The sequence below is a fragment of the uncultured Methanobrevibacter sp. genome (assembly GCF_902771435.1).
Lineage (GTDB): Archaea > Methanobacteriota > Methanobacteria > Methanobacteriales > Methanobacteriaceae > Methanocatella.
On the sequence record NZ_CACXXB010000010.1, the window covers coordinates 50,409 to 67,776 of the forward strand.

At 36.4% G+C, this 17,368-nt stretch carries 12 protein-coding genes; 9 read left to right on the forward strand and 3 right to left on the reverse strand.

The features are described 5' to 3' along the window. Positions 1-208: 208 nt before the first annotated feature. On the reverse strand, positions 209-1,411 hold the full coding sequence (locus QZU83_RS04000; protein WP_295609859.1) for a DUF2264 domain-containing protein: 1,203 nt from the start codon (positions 1,409-1,411) through the stop codon (positions 209-211). Positions 1,412-1,539: 128 nt separating this feature from the next. Here QZU83_RS04000 and hacA point away from each other — a divergent pair, with 128 nt between their 5' ends. The 5 genes from hacA (at position 1,540) to mmp11 (ending at position 5,756) form a co-directional block, all read left to right on the forward strand. Beyond that, positions 1,540-2,784 carry a homoaconitase large subunit gene (gene hacA / locus QZU83_RS04005; RefSeq protein ID WP_295609861.1) on the forward strand — a complete coding sequence of 415 codons (1,245 nt, stop codon included), beginning with the start codon at positions 1,540-1,542 and terminating at the stop codon, positions 2,782-2,784. Between the two features lie 4 nt (positions 2,785-2,788). Beyond that, positions 2,789-3,268 carry a 3-isopropylmalate dehydratase small subunit gene (locus tag QZU83_RS04010; protein WP_295609863.1) on the forward strand — a complete coding sequence of 160 codons (480 nt, stop codon included), beginning with the start codon at positions 2,789-2,791 and terminating at the stop codon, positions 3,266-3,268. Further along, positions 3,243-4,250: an isocitrate/isopropylmalate family dehydrogenase gene (locus QZU83_RS04015; RefSeq protein WP_295609865.1), complete on the forward strand. Its 1,008-nt coding sequence runs from the start codon at positions 3,243-3,245 to the stop codon at positions 4,248-4,250. Before QZU83_RS04010 ends, QZU83_RS04015 begins: the two co-directional genes overlap by 26 nt. Before the next feature lie 143 nt (positions 4,251-4,393). After that, positions 4,394-4,810 carry a 6,7-dimethyl-8-ribityllumazine synthase gene (gene ribH / locus QZU83_RS04020; RefSeq protein WP_292747010.1) on the forward strand — a complete coding sequence of 139 codons (417 nt, stop codon included), beginning with the start codon at positions 4,394-4,396 and terminating at the stop codon, positions 4,808-4,810. Between the two features lie 7 nt (positions 4,811-4,817). Then, positions 4,818-5,756: a methanogenesis marker protein 11 gene (gene mmp11 / locus QZU83_RS04025; RefSeq protein WP_295609867.1), complete on the forward strand. Its 939-nt coding sequence runs from the start codon at positions 4,818-4,820 to the stop codon at positions 5,754-5,756. A gap of 54 nt (positions 5,757-5,810) precedes the next feature. Here the strand turns inward: mmp11 and QZU83_RS04030 are convergent, their stop codons facing one another. Then, complete coding sequence (locus tag QZU83_RS04030) at positions 5,811-7,526, reverse strand: glycosyltransferase (RefSeq protein ID WP_295609869.1); 1,716 nt, start codon at positions 7,524-7,526, stop codon at positions 5,811-5,813. Between the two features lie 147 nt (positions 7,527-7,673). On the opposite strand from QZU83_RS04030, the gene QZU83_RS04035 reads away from it, so the two are divergent. The 4 genes from QZU83_RS04035 (at position 7,674) to QZU83_RS04050 (ending at position 15,998) form a co-directional block, all read left to right on the forward strand. Then, positions 7,674-9,827 carry a Tex family protein gene (locus tag QZU83_RS04035; RefSeq protein ID WP_295609871.1) on the forward strand — a complete coding sequence of 718 codons (2,154 nt, stop codon included), beginning with the start codon at positions 7,674-7,676 and terminating at the stop codon, positions 9,825-9,827. A 53-nt stretch (positions 9,828-9,880) separates the two neighbouring features. Next, a complete protein-coding gene (purE, locus tag QZU83_RS04040) occupies positions 9,881-10,906 on the forward strand; it encodes a 5-(carboxyamino)imidazole ribonucleotide mutase (protein ID WP_295609873.1) in 1,026 nt (341 codons plus the stop codon). An 8-nt stretch (positions 10,907-10,914) separates the two neighbouring features. Beyond that, entirely contained in the window at positions 10,915-12,168 is a 1,254-nt protein-coding gene (locus tag QZU83_RS04045; protein WP_295609875.1) for a UbiD family decarboxylase, read from the forward strand. A 323-nt stretch (positions 12,169-12,491) separates the two neighbouring features. Next, the gene (locus tag QZU83_RS04050; protein ID WP_295609877.1) at positions 12,492-15,998 is read left to right on the forward strand and encodes a C1 family peptidase; all 3,507 of its coding nucleotides are present in this window, start codon (positions 12,492-12,494) and stop codon (positions 15,996-15,998) included. A 95-nt stretch (positions 15,999-16,093) separates the two neighbouring features. Here the strand turns inward: QZU83_RS04050 and QZU83_RS04055 are convergent, their stop codons facing one another. After that, positions 16,094-17,332 carry a nucleotide sugar dehydrogenase gene (locus tag QZU83_RS04055; RefSeq protein WP_295609879.1) on the reverse strand — a complete coding sequence of 413 codons (1,239 nt, stop codon included), beginning with the start codon at positions 17,330-17,332 and terminating at the stop codon, positions 16,094-16,096. Positions 17,333-17,368: the final 36 nt, after the last annotated feature.

Here is a 17,368-nt window from a genome sequence, read left to right on the forward strand (position 1 = left end):
GAAAATTCAACGTACTTTTGATATGTAATCGTGTTTTTTCATAGTTTTCATGTAGATGTCATAAAAATAGTCTTAGAAATTACTCATTAACATCAAAAAAATTAAAGGCATGATTTAGTAAAATAATAGAAATCATGTCACTATCAATTTAATTAATCATATAATTAATTATAAGCCTACTAAAAATAATGCTAAAAAAAGAAAAAAATTAAAAATCAATAGTTTGATCTTTTTGTATTGGTTGTCCGTTCCATGCCTGAATGCTTGTCCATTCGGCATACGGTTCTGTCCAGAATAAATCAGAAGCAGGCAAACCTAATGCTAAAAATATTGCACAGCAGAAATAAACACTGCCTGTATTAATATCACTTTCAGAAATATCCAATTGTGGACCGTTTAATCCGACAAGCAACCAACCATTGCTTGAAAAGTTTTGATTTTCACCAAATTGCTTTTTCAATACTGCAGTTAAAGCTGACCTGACCTGGGCAGGTTTGATATTTCTCGGTAAAATTTTCAATAAGGCCGCTTGAGATAGCAAATGGAAAACGCCGCAACGATATGCCAAACAACTGCCTAAAAGTGGATAGGTACCTTCCGGTGAGATTGTCCTTTCTAATTGTGATGATAATCTTGATGACCTCATCAGTTGAACATCTAAAAGTTCACCTTCGCTGATACCGTATTTTCTCATAACTTTTAAAATATCATTTAACATAGGGTGAATAACAATACTGTTGAAATATCCGGCGGTAAAGTCTTCTCCATCTGAATAAATTCCATCACCAATATAGAAGTCATCTCTGAATCTGCTAACTCCATAGCTTAAACGCTCTTTATCACATTCACCAGTAAATTCTAAAAGAGCAGCTTCAATCATGGATGTAAACAATAACCAATGATTTTCATATGGTGCAATAACACGTGTATTTTTAAGTTCACGGATAATCCTGGCCTGATCATCCATAGGTAAATTGAGCCAAATCTGATTTTTAGCTCTGAGTAATCCCTGAGCAAATAAAGCAACATCAACCAAAGATTGTTTAGGTTCAACTACAAAAATGTAATCGCTGTTGTTCGGATTGACTGCATTTGAAATGGCTTTCATTGTCAATCTGATATATTTTTCACGAACAGTTCCTTCTTCTGAGTCATCTGGTCCTAATTCTAACCATGGTGCAATTCCATTGAAGACACGAGCAAAAGCTTCAAGGTATGAAAATTTTTGACCTTCAGCACTGGTAGACTCATAAGGCATGTTTTTTCTAAGTGAACCCTTTGCAAGGTTATTTAGAACCGGATAAGTTATTTTTTGTAATATTGAGACCCAATGAATCCTATCTTCTATCTGAGGTTCATCTTCTATGATAGGTTCTTCTTTTTTCTTAAATCTATTCAAAAATGAGCTCATAATAATATTTAGGTAAACCTATTATATAAATTTTAGAATTTTTTCAAAAGTTGATTTTCATAAAAATAAAACGAACTTATATATTTTATGAAATATATATAATTATCATTATTAAGAGGTTTGAAAATATGCCGACAATGTCTGAAAAAATATTAGCTAGAGCATCTGGTAAAAACGAAGTTGAAGCTGGAGATATAGTTATAGCAAATATTGATGTAGCAATGACTCATGATTTAACTGGACCTCTTTCAGTAGAATCATTTGAAAAAATCGGAGCTGAAAAAGTCTGGGATGCATCTAAAATTGTCATTCCTTTTGACCATCAGGTTCCGGCTGACTCCATTGACTCAGCCAATAATCACATGCTGATGAGGGAGTTTGTCAAACAGCAGGGTATTGAGCATTTTTATGATGTTAATGCTGGTGTTTGCCATCAGATTCTTCCTGAATTAGGCCATGTTGTGCCTGGTGAGGTAATTGTAGGTGCAGATTCACATACCTGTACTCATGGGGCTTTAGGAGCATTTGCAACCGGAATAGGCTCAACTGATATGGCAATGGTATTTGCTGAAGGTAATTTATGGTTTAAAGTACCTGAAACCAATAGATTTGAAATAACTGGTAAATTGAAGGATAATGTCTATGCAAAAGACGTGATTTTACATATCATTGGTCAGGTAAGCGTTGACGGTTCAACATACAAGGCCTGTGAATTTGCCGGCGAAACCATTGGAGACATGAGCGTATCTGAAAGAATGGTTTTATGTAATATGGCTATTGAAATGGGTGGAAAAACCGGTTTGGTAGAACCTGATGAAAAAACTATAGAATATGTTGAAAATCATTCAAACAAACCGTATAAAGTTTATAAGACAGATTTGGATTCCCCATCTCTTAATATAATTGATATAGATGTAAGTGACTTGGAGCCGCAGGTTGCTTGCCCTCATAATGTTGATAATGTACGACCTGTAAGTGAGGTTGACCAGGAAATAGACCAGGTATTTTTAGGTTCCTGTACCAATGGGCGTCTCAGTGATTTAAGGGAGGCCGCTAAAATTATAAAAGGTAAAAAGGTTGCTAAAGGTACCAGAATGTTAGTGATTCCCGCTTCAAAAGAGGTTTACTCAAAAGCACTTGATGAAGGATTGCTGAAAATATTTGTTGATGCCGGAGCACTTGTATCAGCTCCTTGCTGCGGTCCATGTCTTGGAGGACACACAGGAATCATAGGACCCGGAGAAGTAAGTCTTTCTACTTCCAACAGAAACTTTAAAGGCAGACAGGGCTCACCGGACGGAAAGGTTTTCCTGGCTTCAGCAGCTGTTGCGGCAGCTTCAGCTATTGAAGGAAGAATTGTAGTGCCGGAGTGATATTGTGAAAGGAACCGCATGGAAATTTGGAGACGATATAGATACAGACATTATTGTTCCTGGAAGATATTTGATTTACACAGATGAAGAAAGATTGGCCCAGCATTGTATGGAAGGTTTGGATGCTGATTTTGACAAGAAATGCAAAAAGGGAGATTTCATTGTAGCAGGAAGGAATTTCGGCTGCGGATCATCCCGTGAACATGCACCGATTGCCCTTAAAGGTGTTGGAGTTGCAGCTGTAATAGCTGAATCCTTTGCGAGAATCTTTTATAGAAATGCTACAAATGTTGGTGTTCCGCTTTTGGAGGCTCCGGGAATTTGTGAACTTGTTGAAAATCAAGAAGAAATTGAAGTTGATATGGAAAAAGGATTAATAACCAATGAAAATGGAGATTCAATCGAATTTAAGAAATTGCCTCCATTCATGTTGGAAATATTGGAACAGGGTGGTTTAATTGAATACCTCAAAAACAAAAGATAAATATCAGATAGCTGTTGTTCCGGGAGACGGAATAGGAAAGGAAGTAATGGAAGCTACAATTTTTGTTCTTGATAGTTTAGATATTGATTTTGATTATGTTTACGCAGAAGCAGGAGATGAATGTCTTGAAAAAACTGGAAATGCCCTTCCAGGTGAGACTTTAGACATTATTCGCAATGCCGATGCTTGCTTGTTTGGTGCGGCTGGTGAAACCGCAGCTGATGTTATTGTCAAGATTCGTCAGGAAATGAAGATGTTTGCTAATTTAAGGCCGGTCAAGACTTATCCAAATACAGATTCCTTATTTGAAAACATTGATTTCATGATTGTTCGTGAAAACACTGAAGGAATGTATATTGCAGATGAGGAGTCTTACACTGACGACGGTGCAGTAGCAAGACGTATTATTACACGTGAAGCTGAAGAACGTATTATTGACTATGCATTTAATTATGCATTGGAAAATAATAAAACAAAGGTTACTGCCGTTCATAAGGCCAATGTATTGAAGAAAACCGATGGCTTGTTCAAGGAAATTTTCTATGACGTTGCAGAGAGATACCCTGACATTGCAACCGAGGACTTTTACGTGGATGCAACTGCAATGTATCTTATTACACAGCCTCAAAGCTTTGAAGTTATTGTAACAACAAACCTTTTCGGAGATATTCTGTCCGATGAAGGTGCAGGACTTGTTGGAGGCCTTGGTTTAATACCTTCAGCCAACATAGGTGAAGATGGAGCTTTATTTGAACCTGTTCACGGTTCAGCACCGGATATTGCCGGCCAGGGCAAGGCAAATCCAATTGCAATGATGCTTTCTGCAATAATGATGCTCAGATACATTGGCGAAAACGAAGCCGCTGACAGATTTGATGCGGCAATCTTGAAAGTATTGAATGATGCTAATATTTTGACTGCTGATTTGGGAGGCAATGCTTCCACAATGGAAGTCGCCCAGGCTGTTAAAAATAATTTATAAAAATTAATGGAGAATAAAAAATATGGATTTCAAAAAATTGACTAGAATGCAGATGGCTGCACTTTTTATCATATTCATTATGGTAGTTAGTGGGGTAGCTGGATTTCTTCTCATTATATTCGGATAATTAAGAGGTAGATAAAATGGTAAAATATGAAATTGCAGCGGTTGTTGCAGAATTTAATTATGATATAACTCAAATGATGTTAGAATTAGCTAAAGCAGAAGCAAAAAATAGAGATTGTGAAATTACAAAAGTTGTAGCAGTACCTGGTGTATTCGATATGCCTCTTGTAATTAAAAAATTATTACAAAAAGATGAATATGATGCAATCATCACTTTAGGTGCAGTAATAGAAGGTGCAACAGACCACGATCAAATTGTAGCACAGCATGCTTCTCGTAAAATCGCTGATTTGGCATTGGAATATGATACTCCTGTAGCACTTGGTATTACCGGTCCTGGAATGACCAGATTAGATGCTCACAGACGTGTTAAAAACGCAAAAAGTGCTGTCGAAGCAGCTATTAAAATGTGCGACAGATTAAAAGAAATCTAGTGATTAGATGGAAATTTTAAAGCCTAATGAATTAAGGGAAAAATTCCAAGACCCTTGGATAGCACCATATGAGAAAGTGCTGACAATGGTTGACGGGGATAAAGTTGAAATCGTTGAATACCACCCATGCATTTCCGGATCCCACTGGTTGTTGAACCAATACAGAAACAACTCTGAATTAATTGATTCAGCTTACCGTGATGGAAATAAGCATGTTTACTCCTGTCATGTCGGCAGTGCACCGCTTGATTTAAAGGCCAGTTTCAATGCTGCCGGAATCGATGAGATCGTTGTCGATGGCGATGAAGTGAAAGTGACTCATGCAGGCCTTGCAGGCGCCGGAGTAGGTGCAGGAATGTGCAGAGGAATGGGTGAAGGAGTGAAATATGTGGAACTCATCGAAGTTGGTGGAGGTTCAAAGGCTGGAAAAGCTACTGTCGTAACTCCTAAACTTGAAAAGGTTGTCATAGGTGTTGACGATACCGATACAAAGGATGCAGGTGCAACATGGACTATGGCTCATAATCTTGGTGTTGAGCTTGCAGGTGAAGGTTTTGAATATTTGGACCACATAATTGTCCAGCTATATCCGCATAACCCTCATAAAACTCAAAATTGTGTTTCCATCGCATTAACATTCGCAGTTGAAGAATCCAAAAAAGAAGATTTAATCAACAGAGTCATTGAGATTCTAAAAAGAGATACATTATCCGATAAAACCGCCATAGCTATTTTGGAAGGTTTAGATATTCCTGAAAAATTAAGAGAATATTCAATCGCAACCAAATCAGGAATGATGGATGTTGAAACTGCTGAAAGTGTTGCAGATGAATTAAATATTCCTTTGATTGCCGTTACAGGCCAGCAAGGAAAAGTTGGTGCTTTAGCTGCACTCGGTCTTTATGATGACGTTGAAGAGGCAGTGAAAGCATATGATAAAAAATAATCTAAGATTTAACTCTTAGATTTTTTACTATTTTTTTTAAAATTAGATTAATCATCAAATGTCAATGTTTAGGAAATAATTCTGGTTTTCTTTCAATAACTGTTTTATTGATGTGTTGTTGGTGGTTTCAAAGACTACTGTAATGTTATGTCCGTTATATGTAAATTCATTGACTTTATTGTCAAATGTGTTGTTGTTCAGGAAAGTAACCTGTTTTGCAGGTTCGCCGTTGACATTGATTATGTAGCTTGAGTTCTTTTGGAAAATTCCGTATGAAGTTGCTGCAGACATGTTGTCAATAAACACTTCGTATGAAGATGAAACTTTTGCCCTTGAGGTTATAACAAAGTTTTCTGAAATTGTTGAGTTTTCACCATTGTGCTTGTGAACTACTCCAACACCTTCAAAAATCTCTTTTAAACGGCTGTTTTGAATAACTGAATCTGTTTCTAAATCCAATGCTTTTTTAGCATCTAAAGGTAATCTCAACACATCCTGCTCGCCGGGTCTTGTTTCATTGATTATGTACTCTTCGTTTTTGATAACCATCGTGTCATTAACATCAACGCCCAGTGTCATCATTGCATCGGAAGGCATGCGTATTTGTCTGGACTCATTTTCGATTGCAGTGTCGACAGTATACGGGCCTCTGGCCGAAATAGTGCTTTCGGATTGTGAAGAATCGGCGTAAATGATTAAATTCCTTGAGTTTGGCTCTACGGACAGTACACCGTTTTCAAAATGAGCGGCTCCAAGGAAAGTTGATATCATCAAAAGAAGAATGATTATTGAAATAATCATCGGGAAATGTATTTTAATGAAAGACCTTATAATGCTTCTTCCGGGTGCCTTCTTAAACATGACAATGGATTGCACGATTACTTTTATTATGTAATAGATGGAAACTATAATTCCTATTATTGTTACAATTACTGCAACTGACAATGGAACGAATTTCACGAAAAATATTATGAATAATCCAAGAATAACAAGGGACAGGCCAACGATTGCCATCCGGATATAATATCCGATGTCGTCAATCAGGGTTACCCTACCGTATTTGTTCGCACGGTTGATAATTGTTCTTACAACTTCGTTTGCCATCAGATTTAAATCGGCAAGAGGGGACATGTCATGCTGTATCGCACCAATGTCCACTTCCAAAATACGTATTCCTAAAACATCAGCATCAATAACAATACCTACATCGACACCGTAGTCCTTTTCAAAATTAATTTTTTTCAATATTTCTTTACGGGCTGCAAACTGACCGCTTAACGGCTGTTCAAAGGAAATTTCAGGGAAAAAGAAATTCAGCAGCGGTTTTGCAGTAAGTTCAGTTACACGTCCACTTTCACGGGCAAATTTGGTTTTTGTAATTTCGGCCTTACCTTCAAGGATAGGTCTGATCATTGATTCAACTTTTTTTGAAGTTAAATTATAAATGTCCGCATCGATAAAAGCTATAATGTCACATTCAGCTTCTTTATAACCAGTATATAATGCTTCACCCTTTCCTTTATTGGTTTCATGAGTAATTACGATTGCACCGGCTTTTTCGGCTTCCTCGACGGTATTGTCACTTGATCCGTCGTTAACAACGATAATCTCATCTACGAACGACACCTTTTTTACCACTTCAACTACCTGGGCAACAGTGTCCTCCTCATTATATGCCGGAATAATCACTGAAACCTTTTGATATTTTTTTGGCTTTTCAGTTTTTATGCCGGCCAATAAGAAAGTAAGAATCACTAAAAACCAATACACTAGATTCACCGAAATTTATTTTATTCATTAATAAATATGTTATTAAAATAGATATAAAGTTTTTTGAAAATATGCCTAGTTCCTACAAAAAATTTTAAATTAGGAATCAGTCTAATAGTAATCTATAATATTCAGGTAGTAATTTTAATGATAGAGAATACTTTAGAAAAGGAATTGAATTTATCCGGCTGGCAAGTCAAAAAGGTAATAAATCTGATAGATGATGGGAATACGATACCGTTCATTGCCAGATACAGAAAGGATGTTACAGGCTCTCTAAATGATGAAACATTAAGGAAATTTGATGAGCGATTAAAATATCTTAGAAATTTAGAGGAAAAAAAGCAAAAGGTTTTAAAAAGAATCGAAGAGCTTGGAAAGCTGGATGATGATTTGAGAAATCGGATTATAAATGCCGCCACATTGGTTGAACTTGAAGATTTATACAGGCCATTTAAAAGCAAAAAACAAACAAGGGCCACTAAAGCAAAAGAAAAAGGGCTGGAGCCTCTCGCTGAGGTAATTCTTGCTCAGGAGGTAAAGGAACCCGTTAAAAAAATAGCTGAAAAATATGTCAATCCAGATAAGGATGTCAATACTCCACAGGATGCAATTGAAGGCGCCAAGGATATAATTGCAGAAATAATATCTGACAATTCTGATTTTAGAGGTAAAATTAGGAAAAATACCTTTTTTACAGGCCAAATCACTTCCAAAGCTAAGGACAAAGAGATTTCAACAGAATATGATGTTTACTATAATTACTCAGAGGACATTAAAAGAATTCCTCCACACAGGATATTGGCCATAAACAGGGCGGAAAATAAAGGTGTAATTAAGGCTAAGATAGAATGTGACAGCAAGGATGTTTTAAGGTATTTGGAAAGGCACATGTTAAAAAACATCTCTAAAATTCCCGAAAAAATTGAATACAACCGCTTTACCACTCCGGTCATAAAGGAAGCTATTGAAAATTCATATAAACGGCTGATATCACCGGCAATCGAGCGTGAAATCAGGAATTACTTAACTGAGAAGGCTGAAGAGAAATCCATTGAAGTGTTTGCCCAAAACTTGAATCAGGTTTTGATGGAATCTCCGCTTGTCGGCAAAACCATTTTAGGATGGGACCCGGCATTCAGAACAGGATGTAAGCTGGCTATCATTGACGAAACCGGAAAAGTTCTTGACACTGCACTGATTTATCCAACCGCCCCTCAAAATAAAGTTGCAGAATCAATTAAAACAGTCCGTGGTTTAATAGAGGAATATGACATTAACGTTATAGCTATTGGAAATGGAACTGCTTCAAGGGAATCAGAAGAGATTGTGGCTAAAATCATCAAGGGAACCAATGTTGAATACATCATTGTCAATGAAGCCGGAGCGTCAGTTTATTCAGCATCAAAACTTGCCGATGAAGAGTTCCCGGATTTCTCAGAAGGTGAGCGAAGTGCAGTTTCAATTGCAAGAAGACTTCAGGATCCGTTGGCCGAACTTGTAAAGATAGATCCTAAGTCAATCGGCGTGGGACAGTATCAGCATGACATGAATCAGAAGCAGCTTTCAGAGTCTTTGGACGGCGTTGTTGAAAAGGTGGTAAATGAGGTTGGGGTTGATTTGAATACGGCTTCTTACAGCCTTTTGAATCATGTTTCCGGAATTGGAAAAACAACCGCTCAAAACATAATAGAGTATAGGGATGAAAATGGAAGATTCACCAACAGAAAGGAGCTCCTGAATGTTAAAAAGTTGGGTAAAAAAACATTTGAACAGTGTGCGGGATTTGTAAAGATTGACAATCCAGAATATCCGCTGGACAACACTACAATACATCCCGAATCCTACGCAGCCACCATAAAATTGCTTGAAAACTTGAACTATACTGTCAATGACATCGGTTCCAATAATCTGAAATTGGATAATCTGGATTTAAATGCCATTTCCGATGAGCTGGATATTGGGCTCGAAACTTTGAAGGACATTATTAAGGAACTTAAAAAGCCCGGCCGTGACCCAAGGGAAGACATGCCAAAACCGATTTTACGAAAAAACGTATTGTCAATAGAAGACCTTGAGGAAGGGATGATAATGCAGGGGACAGTAAGAAACATCGTGGATTTTGGTGCTTTTGTCGATATTGGGGTTCACCAGGACGGATTGGTTCATATATCCCAATTGGTAGCTGACAGATATGTTAAACATCCGTTGGATATCGTCAGTGTTGGCGAAATTGTTGACGTTAGGGTTTTGGATGTTGACCTCAAGAGGAACAGGATTAATCTGTCTATGATACTTTAATATATTTTGAAGTCAATATTATATTGTATTAAATAATATTTAGAAGGGATTTAATGACACCAAAGATAATGATTATTCTTGGAAGCGGTTCGGATATTGCTATTGCAGAAAAGGCTATGGATGTTTTGGATAAATTGGAGATACCTTATAGTTTAAAAATTGCATCTGCTCACAGAACACCTAATCTTGTTCGTGAAATAGTTAGTCAGGGAACTGATGCCGGAATTGAAGTATTCATTGGTATTGCCGGTCTGGCTGCACACCTGCCTGGAGCTATTGCTGCCTATACTCCAAGGCCTGTTATTGGAGTTCCTGTAGATGTCAAAACCGGGGGTATCGACGCGCTGCAATCAGTAGTGCAGATGCCTTATCCTTCTCCAATCGCTACTGTTGGAATTGACCGGGGAGATAATGCTGCAATACTTGCTGCTCAATTCATGGCTCTTCATGATGATGAACTACGCCAGAAAGTAATTGATTTGAGAAAGGATTACGCTAAAAAAGTCTATGACAGTAATGAAGAGATTGTTCAGAAGATTGACAGGCCATTTATACAAAACGATTTTTTAAGAATTAAAAATCTTGAAGTGAAAAAAGTTAAAGTGGATGAAGATGCTGAATTAAAATGTAAAAACAAGGATGCGGAAGTAGCTATCATCGTTGGAAGGCAAACAGATTTACCAACTGCCAAAAAGGCAGGCGTAATATTGGACAGGCTTAAAATCAGCCATGACATCAAAGTCGTATGCCCAATCAGGTCAAATAAAAAATTCACAAATTATGTAAAATCAATGAAAAATGCTAAAGTGTTCATTGGAATTAGTTCAAACTCATCACAGGTTACAGGAGGTATTGTTGGTCTTACTGACAGGCCGGTAATTGGCGTGCCTTGTTCAAACGAAAACGGGAATGATTATTTATTAACTACCGTAAGCATGCCACCGGGCGTACCTGTTGCTACAGTTGGCATTAACAACGGTAAGAATGCGGCTGTGCTCACAGGTGAAATTCTTTCCATAAAGGACCCTAATACCATAGGACTTCTTGATAAATTAAAAGATAAAAAATTAAATTTATAGGGATTAACATGAAGATTGATGGCGAAAATATAATTGAAATAACAGAAGAGCTTTCAAGTGAATTTGAAGTAGCTAAAGTGCTTAGGAAATATCCAAAAGACACGGTCATTGTTAAAAATGTTAAGGGTTTTGACATTCCCGTAATTTCCGGAATTTGCAATACCAGAGATAAGATTGCCAAATCCATTAACTGCGAAGTCAGTGAAATAACAGAAAAAATCATTGAAGCTATGGAAAAACCGATTAAGGTCAATAAGTTCACAGACTTCAGTGAATATGACAATATGGAAGTTGATTTGGATAAGATTCCGATTTTAACTCATTACAAAAGGGATGGAGGAGCCTACATTACTGCAGGTGTCGTTTTTGCACGTGACCCTGAAACAGGCATTCAGAATGCATCAATTCACAGAATGATGGTTTTGGATAACAAAAGATTGGTTATCAGAATAGTTCCAAGAAATCTTTATACCTATTTCCAAAGGGCGCAGAAATTGGGTGAGGATTTGGATATTGCAATAGCTATTGGAATGGATCCTGCAATCCTGCTTGCAAGTACAACTTCAATTCCGATTGATTATGATGAAATGGATGTTGCCAATGCATTTAAGGGCGGCGAACTGGAATTGATTAAATGCGGCGATTTGAATGTTCCTCAGGCTGATATTATTCTTGAAGGTAAAATTTCAGTAACCGAAACTGTTGCCGAAGGTCCGTTTGTTGATTTGACTGACACTTATGATATTATTCGTGACCAGCCAATAATTAACCTTGAAACCATGCATATTAAAAAGGATGCAGTTTATCATGCAATTATTCCTGCAGGATTTGAACATAAGCTGTTACAAGGTCTTCCACAGGAACCAAGAATATTTAAAGCTGTTAAAAATGCTGTTCCTACAGTTGAAAATGTTGTTTTGACTGAAGGGGGCTGCTGCTGGTTACATGCTGTTGTATCTATCAGAAAACAGACTGAAGGGGACGGAAAAAATGCAATCATGGCAGCATTGTCTGCTCATCCGTCACTCAAGCATTGCGTTGTCGTTGACACAGACGTCAACGTATTTGATGCCGAAGATGTCGAATATGCGATATCAACACGTGTTAAAGGTGACAGGGACATAATGATTGTGCCTAATGTTCGTGGTTCATCTCTTGATCCTGTGGCTGAAAGTGATGGAACAACTACAAAAATAGGTGTGGATGCAACAAAATCATTAAAAACCTTGGAGAAATTCGAAAGAGTTAGTTTTGGGGAGTAAAATCCCTTTTCTTATTTTATTGATGTTAACTTTTTTTAACAATTTTAATAATTTGGCATGTTTTAATTAAGATTCTGTGCCGTTTAATTAAAGAAAATATTATTTAATTTATCTTATTTTTAAAATTATACTTTTTTTACAGTTATTTAATGTATTAGTCAATTATCCATTATGAAATTTCAAAGTAACACATATTTTTTTTGAAAAATATAACACATTTATATTAAAAAAATTCATATATAAATATTGTATAAAAATATGGAGTCGATATTTTGAAATTTTATAAGATAAGTGTCGTTTTTCTATTTTTATTGATAATGACGATGGGGGTCGTCTGTGCTGAAGATGCAAATCAGACAGCTCAGGACACTTTGCAAATAACAGACACACAAGATGTTATTTCAAATTCTTCCGAAAAGTCATATGATGATTTGTTTAAGATTATAGATGAATCAGATGATTCAATAACTTTAGAAAGCGATTATAAATATAAGGAAACAGACAGAATAAAGTTTATTTCATTTGAAAAAATTAACTATGTTATTGATGGAAATAATCATGCAATAGATGCGGACGGCAAAACATTAATGTTTAAAGTTGCCGGAGGTAATTTAACATTAAAAAATCTTGTATTTAAAAATACTAAGGACAGTGCAATTCAATTGGAAAGTGGTTTATTGAATACTGTCAATGTAACTTTCATCAATGCCAATTCTCAAGATTTTGGAGGTGCAGTATATGCCTCTAATGGTTATTATTACAGTACCAACGATAAATTCATTGACAATTCCGCTAAAGATGGGGGATCCGCAATATTTGGAAAAAATTCAGGAATATATATAAACAACGGAACATTTACTAGCAAAAATCCTGTACAATGGGGTTTGATTTATGGAAGCAAATGTGATATTGGCGTTTCAGACAGTATTTTTGCAAACACAACCTCAAAATATGCAACTGCAATATATAATACATTTTCTACAACTATCAAAAAATCAAAATTCGTTAACTTAACAGCAACTGCAACTGCAGGAGCTATTGCAGTAAAAAATCAAGATAAATCAGCAGCTGTTGGATTAATAATTTATGATAGTGAATTTACAAACATCACCGCTGCGAGAAATGGTGGTGCAATCTTTGCAGACACCCAGGCCGAGGATAATAAAAACGGATTTGTTAGAATACTTAGGTCTAAGTTTGACAGCAACAATGCGGAATTTGGAGCAGCAGTGCTTCAGCTTGGAGGAAACTTTTCTGCACATGACTCAGTATTCACAAACAATATTGCATCCGAAAGCGGTGGAGCAATCTTCACATCACATTCAATTGTAAACATTGAAGGAAGCACCTTTACAAACAACAAGGCACATGAAAGTGACGGCTGGGGAGGAGCAGTATACCTCGACTATGAAACCGCAACTATTGACAATTCCACATTTACAGACAATGTTGCAGGCAAAGGCGGAGCGATTTACAGTTTAGCCACATTATATAAAATCAAAAATTCACAGTTCAAAAACAATGACATATTCACCAGATTTGATGATGATGGAAGCAGTATAACAAACTGTGGAAACTATTCAGCCACAATAAATGACCAAGAAATAACCTACCTCAAAAGATACAGTGGTGAAGAAATCATTTTGAACCCACAGACCATTACAGGTTCAGCTAAAGATTCCTACTTCAATCTGAATAATTTGGGATTGGTAACTCCTGTTAAAGATCAAGGTAATATGGGTTCATGCTGGGCATTCGGAGCAGCAGGCGCATTTGAATCTTCATATTTAATTGCAACTGGAAAGGAAATTGACATTTCTGAAAACAATATTCAAAACCTCGGTTTACCTTATTCAGAATATGGACAAACCAAAGAAAATGAAGGTGGAACCATGAGCATGGCCGCATCATACTTTGTAAGCTGGCTGGGAGCAATCAACACTACAGGCGATTCATATGATGAACTTGGAAAAGTATCTGCCCTGCAATATGGTCCTAATGCAATCCGCACAGTAGATGCTGTTTATATTAACATACAAGACAAAAATGCGATTAAACAATTCTTAACAAAATATGGGGCAATGAACCTATTCGTATATGGTGCAAATTCACATGACAAATCCTACAGTAACAAGTACAAGTCAGTCTACAACTCCCGATACTATGGAAACCATTATGTTACCTTAGTCGGATGGGATGATAACTTTTCTAAAAACAAATTCTCAACTAAAGCTCCGGGCAACGGCGCCTGGATTTGTAAAAACAGTTGGGGAACCGGCTGGGGAGACGGAGGATTCTTCTATATTTCCTACTATGACAAATCATTAACATCAGATGCAGTAGGATTCACATTCGACAATGTGGAGCATTATGAGACACTTTATCAAAATGAAGTCAATGGATGGTTCTCCTATGACGATGAAGTTGATACATACGGACAGATATTCACAAGTGAAAGCGGAGACATAATTGCTGCTGTCGGAACATACTTTGAAAATGCAAAAACCAAATATACCATTTCAATATTCCTCAATAATAGTCTTGCTTACAGTCAAAGTGGAAAATCAACTCATGCTGGATATGAAACAGTAAAATTGAACAAGTATATTGCAGTTGATCCAAATTCCACATTTGAAATCAGAATAACTTCCAGTTCAGTACCAATCGTTGATAACACAAGAAGCATTTTTGTGAGCGGTGTCAATTATGTGTTCGATGGCAATAAAGTAATTGACCTTGCAAAACTTAATAAAATTGCTCCAATTAAGGCATACACTTATCACAGTCCGCTAATTACCAAGGGTGTTGAAAAACATTATGATCATAATGAAACCATATTCACCGTTTTCAATGTTACTGAAGCCGACAGCATTCCGGCTAGCTTCAACAATGCCAATTATACTATAGATATTGTTAATGGTACCGGAAGCATTTCATTAGGAGTTTTACCTGGTGGGGAATATCTTGTAACTGTAACCTACAAAAATCAAACTTTTTCAAGTCATGTAATTGTAAGACCAAGTATTCGTGTTGCCGACGAAAAAACTTTAGTATGGGCATATGGCGCATCAGGATCTGTACCTGTACAGTTCTTTGATTTAAACGAAAACCCTCTTAAAAATACCGTTGTATCTGCCAAATTCGACAATAAAATAATTTCTGATGCAAAAACCAATGAAAAGGGTATATTAACCATACCAATCAAGGCGAAAAATTCAATCGGAAAACACTACCTTGACTTTGTAAATCCAAATACTGGTGAAAAAGTAAGAATTACAGTCAATATTGTTTCCAGATTCGTTGGAAATGCAGATATTAACATGTACTATTTTGACGGACATAAATACAAAGTTCGTGTAAAAGATAACAATGGTAATTTTGTTGGTAAAAACCAGGTTGTAACTATCAAAATAGGTAAAAAGTCATTTAAAGTAAAAACCGATGCCAACGGATATGCAATATTGAAAATACCTTCCAAAATCACTCCGGGTAAATACAAAGTTTATGCAACATACAAAGGCCAGACTGTTAAAAATAAATTGACTGTTAAACAGGTATTGAAAACCACAAAAACAGTCAATGTCAAAAAGTCAGCCAAAAAACTTGTATTGAAAGCTACCCTCAAGAAAGGAAAAACAGCTATCAAAAGCAAAGTTGTCAAATTCAAGGTCAACGGCAAAACTTACAAGGCAAAAACCTCAAAGTATGGTATTGCTAAGGTAACCATTAAAAAGGCAGCTATCAATAAACTCAAAGTGGGTAAAAAATACGCAATTAAAGTAAGCTACCTGAGTGATGTTGTAAAAGCAACTTTAAAAGTTAGACGTTAGAGATTTAATCTCTAACCCCCTTATTTTTTTTAAAATATAGTTTTCGACAAAATTTTTTTAGTCTATTTTTGTAAAATTTAAGTCAAATATTGAATTTAGATGGTATAAAGATTACCATAATTATAAAGGGTAACGTCATCTGGAACTTTATGAATTATGTCTTTTGTATCAAATATTATAGGATTTTTCATTTTTTTACTAATTAATTCATAATCCGGATGTTTAAACTCATTATGGTCGCATAAAATAAGAATCAAATCAGCACCATCAATTGCATCAGCTAAACTGACAAGACCTTCCCGTTTTATGTGAGGGTCGTGTATGGCAATTTCATAGCCGTCATTTTCCAGTTCGGCTATTATTTCATATGCCGGACTTTCCCTGTCATCACCGGTATTTCCTTTATAGGAAATGCCTAAAACGGCAATTTTTCCGGTTGAAATTATTTTTCTCACGTATTTGCATACGAATTTAGGCATGGAATTGTTTGTATCACGGGCAAGCTTAATTATTTTTGCAGTTTCCGGCGCTTTAGCATAAATGAAGTATGGGTCAATCGCAAGGCAGTGGCCTCCAACGCCAGGTCCAGGGGAATGAAGGTTTACTCTTGGATGTTTGTTTGCCATTTTTATTACATCAAGTGCATTCACGCCAATTTCAGCACATATTTTTGTCAGTTCGTTTGCAAGTGCAATATTAACGTCTCTAAAAGTATTTTCCATACATTTTGATAGTTCAGCAGTTTTTGCTTCTGTAAGCATCAAATTTCCTTCAACAAACTGTCCATATACTTCACTTGCCTTGATTGAGCAATATGGTGTAACTCCTCCGATGATTCTGTCATTGTGAACAAGTTCCTCTAAAATTCTGCCCGGAAGAACCCTTTCAGGACAGTGTGCAAGATATAGATCTTCACCGATGGTAAAACCCGCCTTTTCAAAAATAGGCTTGATTGTTTCATCAGTTGACATTGGAGCTATTGTTGATTCGATAATGATTGTATTTCCCTTTTCCAGATAAGGTATTATTGTTTCACATGCTGTAACGACATAGCTCAAGTCACAGCTGTAGTTTTCAATGATATATGGAGTAGGCACTGTAATAATGAAAGCATCTGCTTTTTCGGGAGTTAATGAGGCTTTATATGTATTATTTTTCACAGATTTCTTGATAATGTCAGCTATCCCCGGCTCTTCAATGTGGATGATTCCCTTATTCAGATTTTCAATAATCTCTTCGTTAATGTCAACTCCAACTACTTCACAATGGCTTCTTGAAAAAAGAGCGGCGGTTGGAAGTCCGATATATCCTTGACCCATAATACATACTTTCATAATATTAACTCCTATTTTAAATATTTAAAATAATAT

Bases quoted from the DNA above. Each gene is read 5' to 3' on its own strand.
- QZU83_RS04000 (WP_295609859.1), bottom strand. From the start codon at position 1,411: ATGAGCTCATTTTTGAATAGATTTAAGAAAAAAGAAGAACCTATCATA.
- hacA (WP_295609861.1), top strand. From the start codon at position 1,540: ATGCCGACAATGTCTGAAAAAATATTAGCTAGAGCATCTGGTAAAAAC.
- ribH (WP_292747010.1), top strand. From the start codon at position 4,394: ATGGTAAAATATGAAATTGCAGCGGTTGTTGCAGAATTTAATTATGAT.
- mmp11 (WP_295609867.1), top strand. From the start codon at position 4,818: ATGGAAATTTTAAAGCCTAATGAATTAAGGGAAAAATTCCAAGACCCT.
- QZU83_RS04035 (WP_295609871.1), top strand. From the start codon at position 7,674: ATGATAGAGAATACTTTAGAAAAGGAATTGAATTTATCCGGCTGGCAA.
- purE (WP_295609873.1), top strand. From the start codon at position 9,881: ATGACACCAAAGATAATGATTATTCTTGGAAGCGGTTCGGATATTGCT.
- QZU83_RS04045 (WP_295609875.1), top strand. From the start codon at position 10,915: ATGAAGATTGATGGCGAAAATATAATTGAAATAACAGAAGAGCTTTCA.
- QZU83_RS04050 (WP_295609877.1), top strand. From the start codon at position 12,492: ATGGGGGTCGTCTGTGCTGAAGATGCAAATCAGACAGCTCAGGACACT.
- QZU83_RS04055 (WP_295609879.1), bottom strand. From the start codon at position 17,332: ATGAAAGTATGTATTATGGGTCAAGGATATATCGGACTTCCAACCGCC.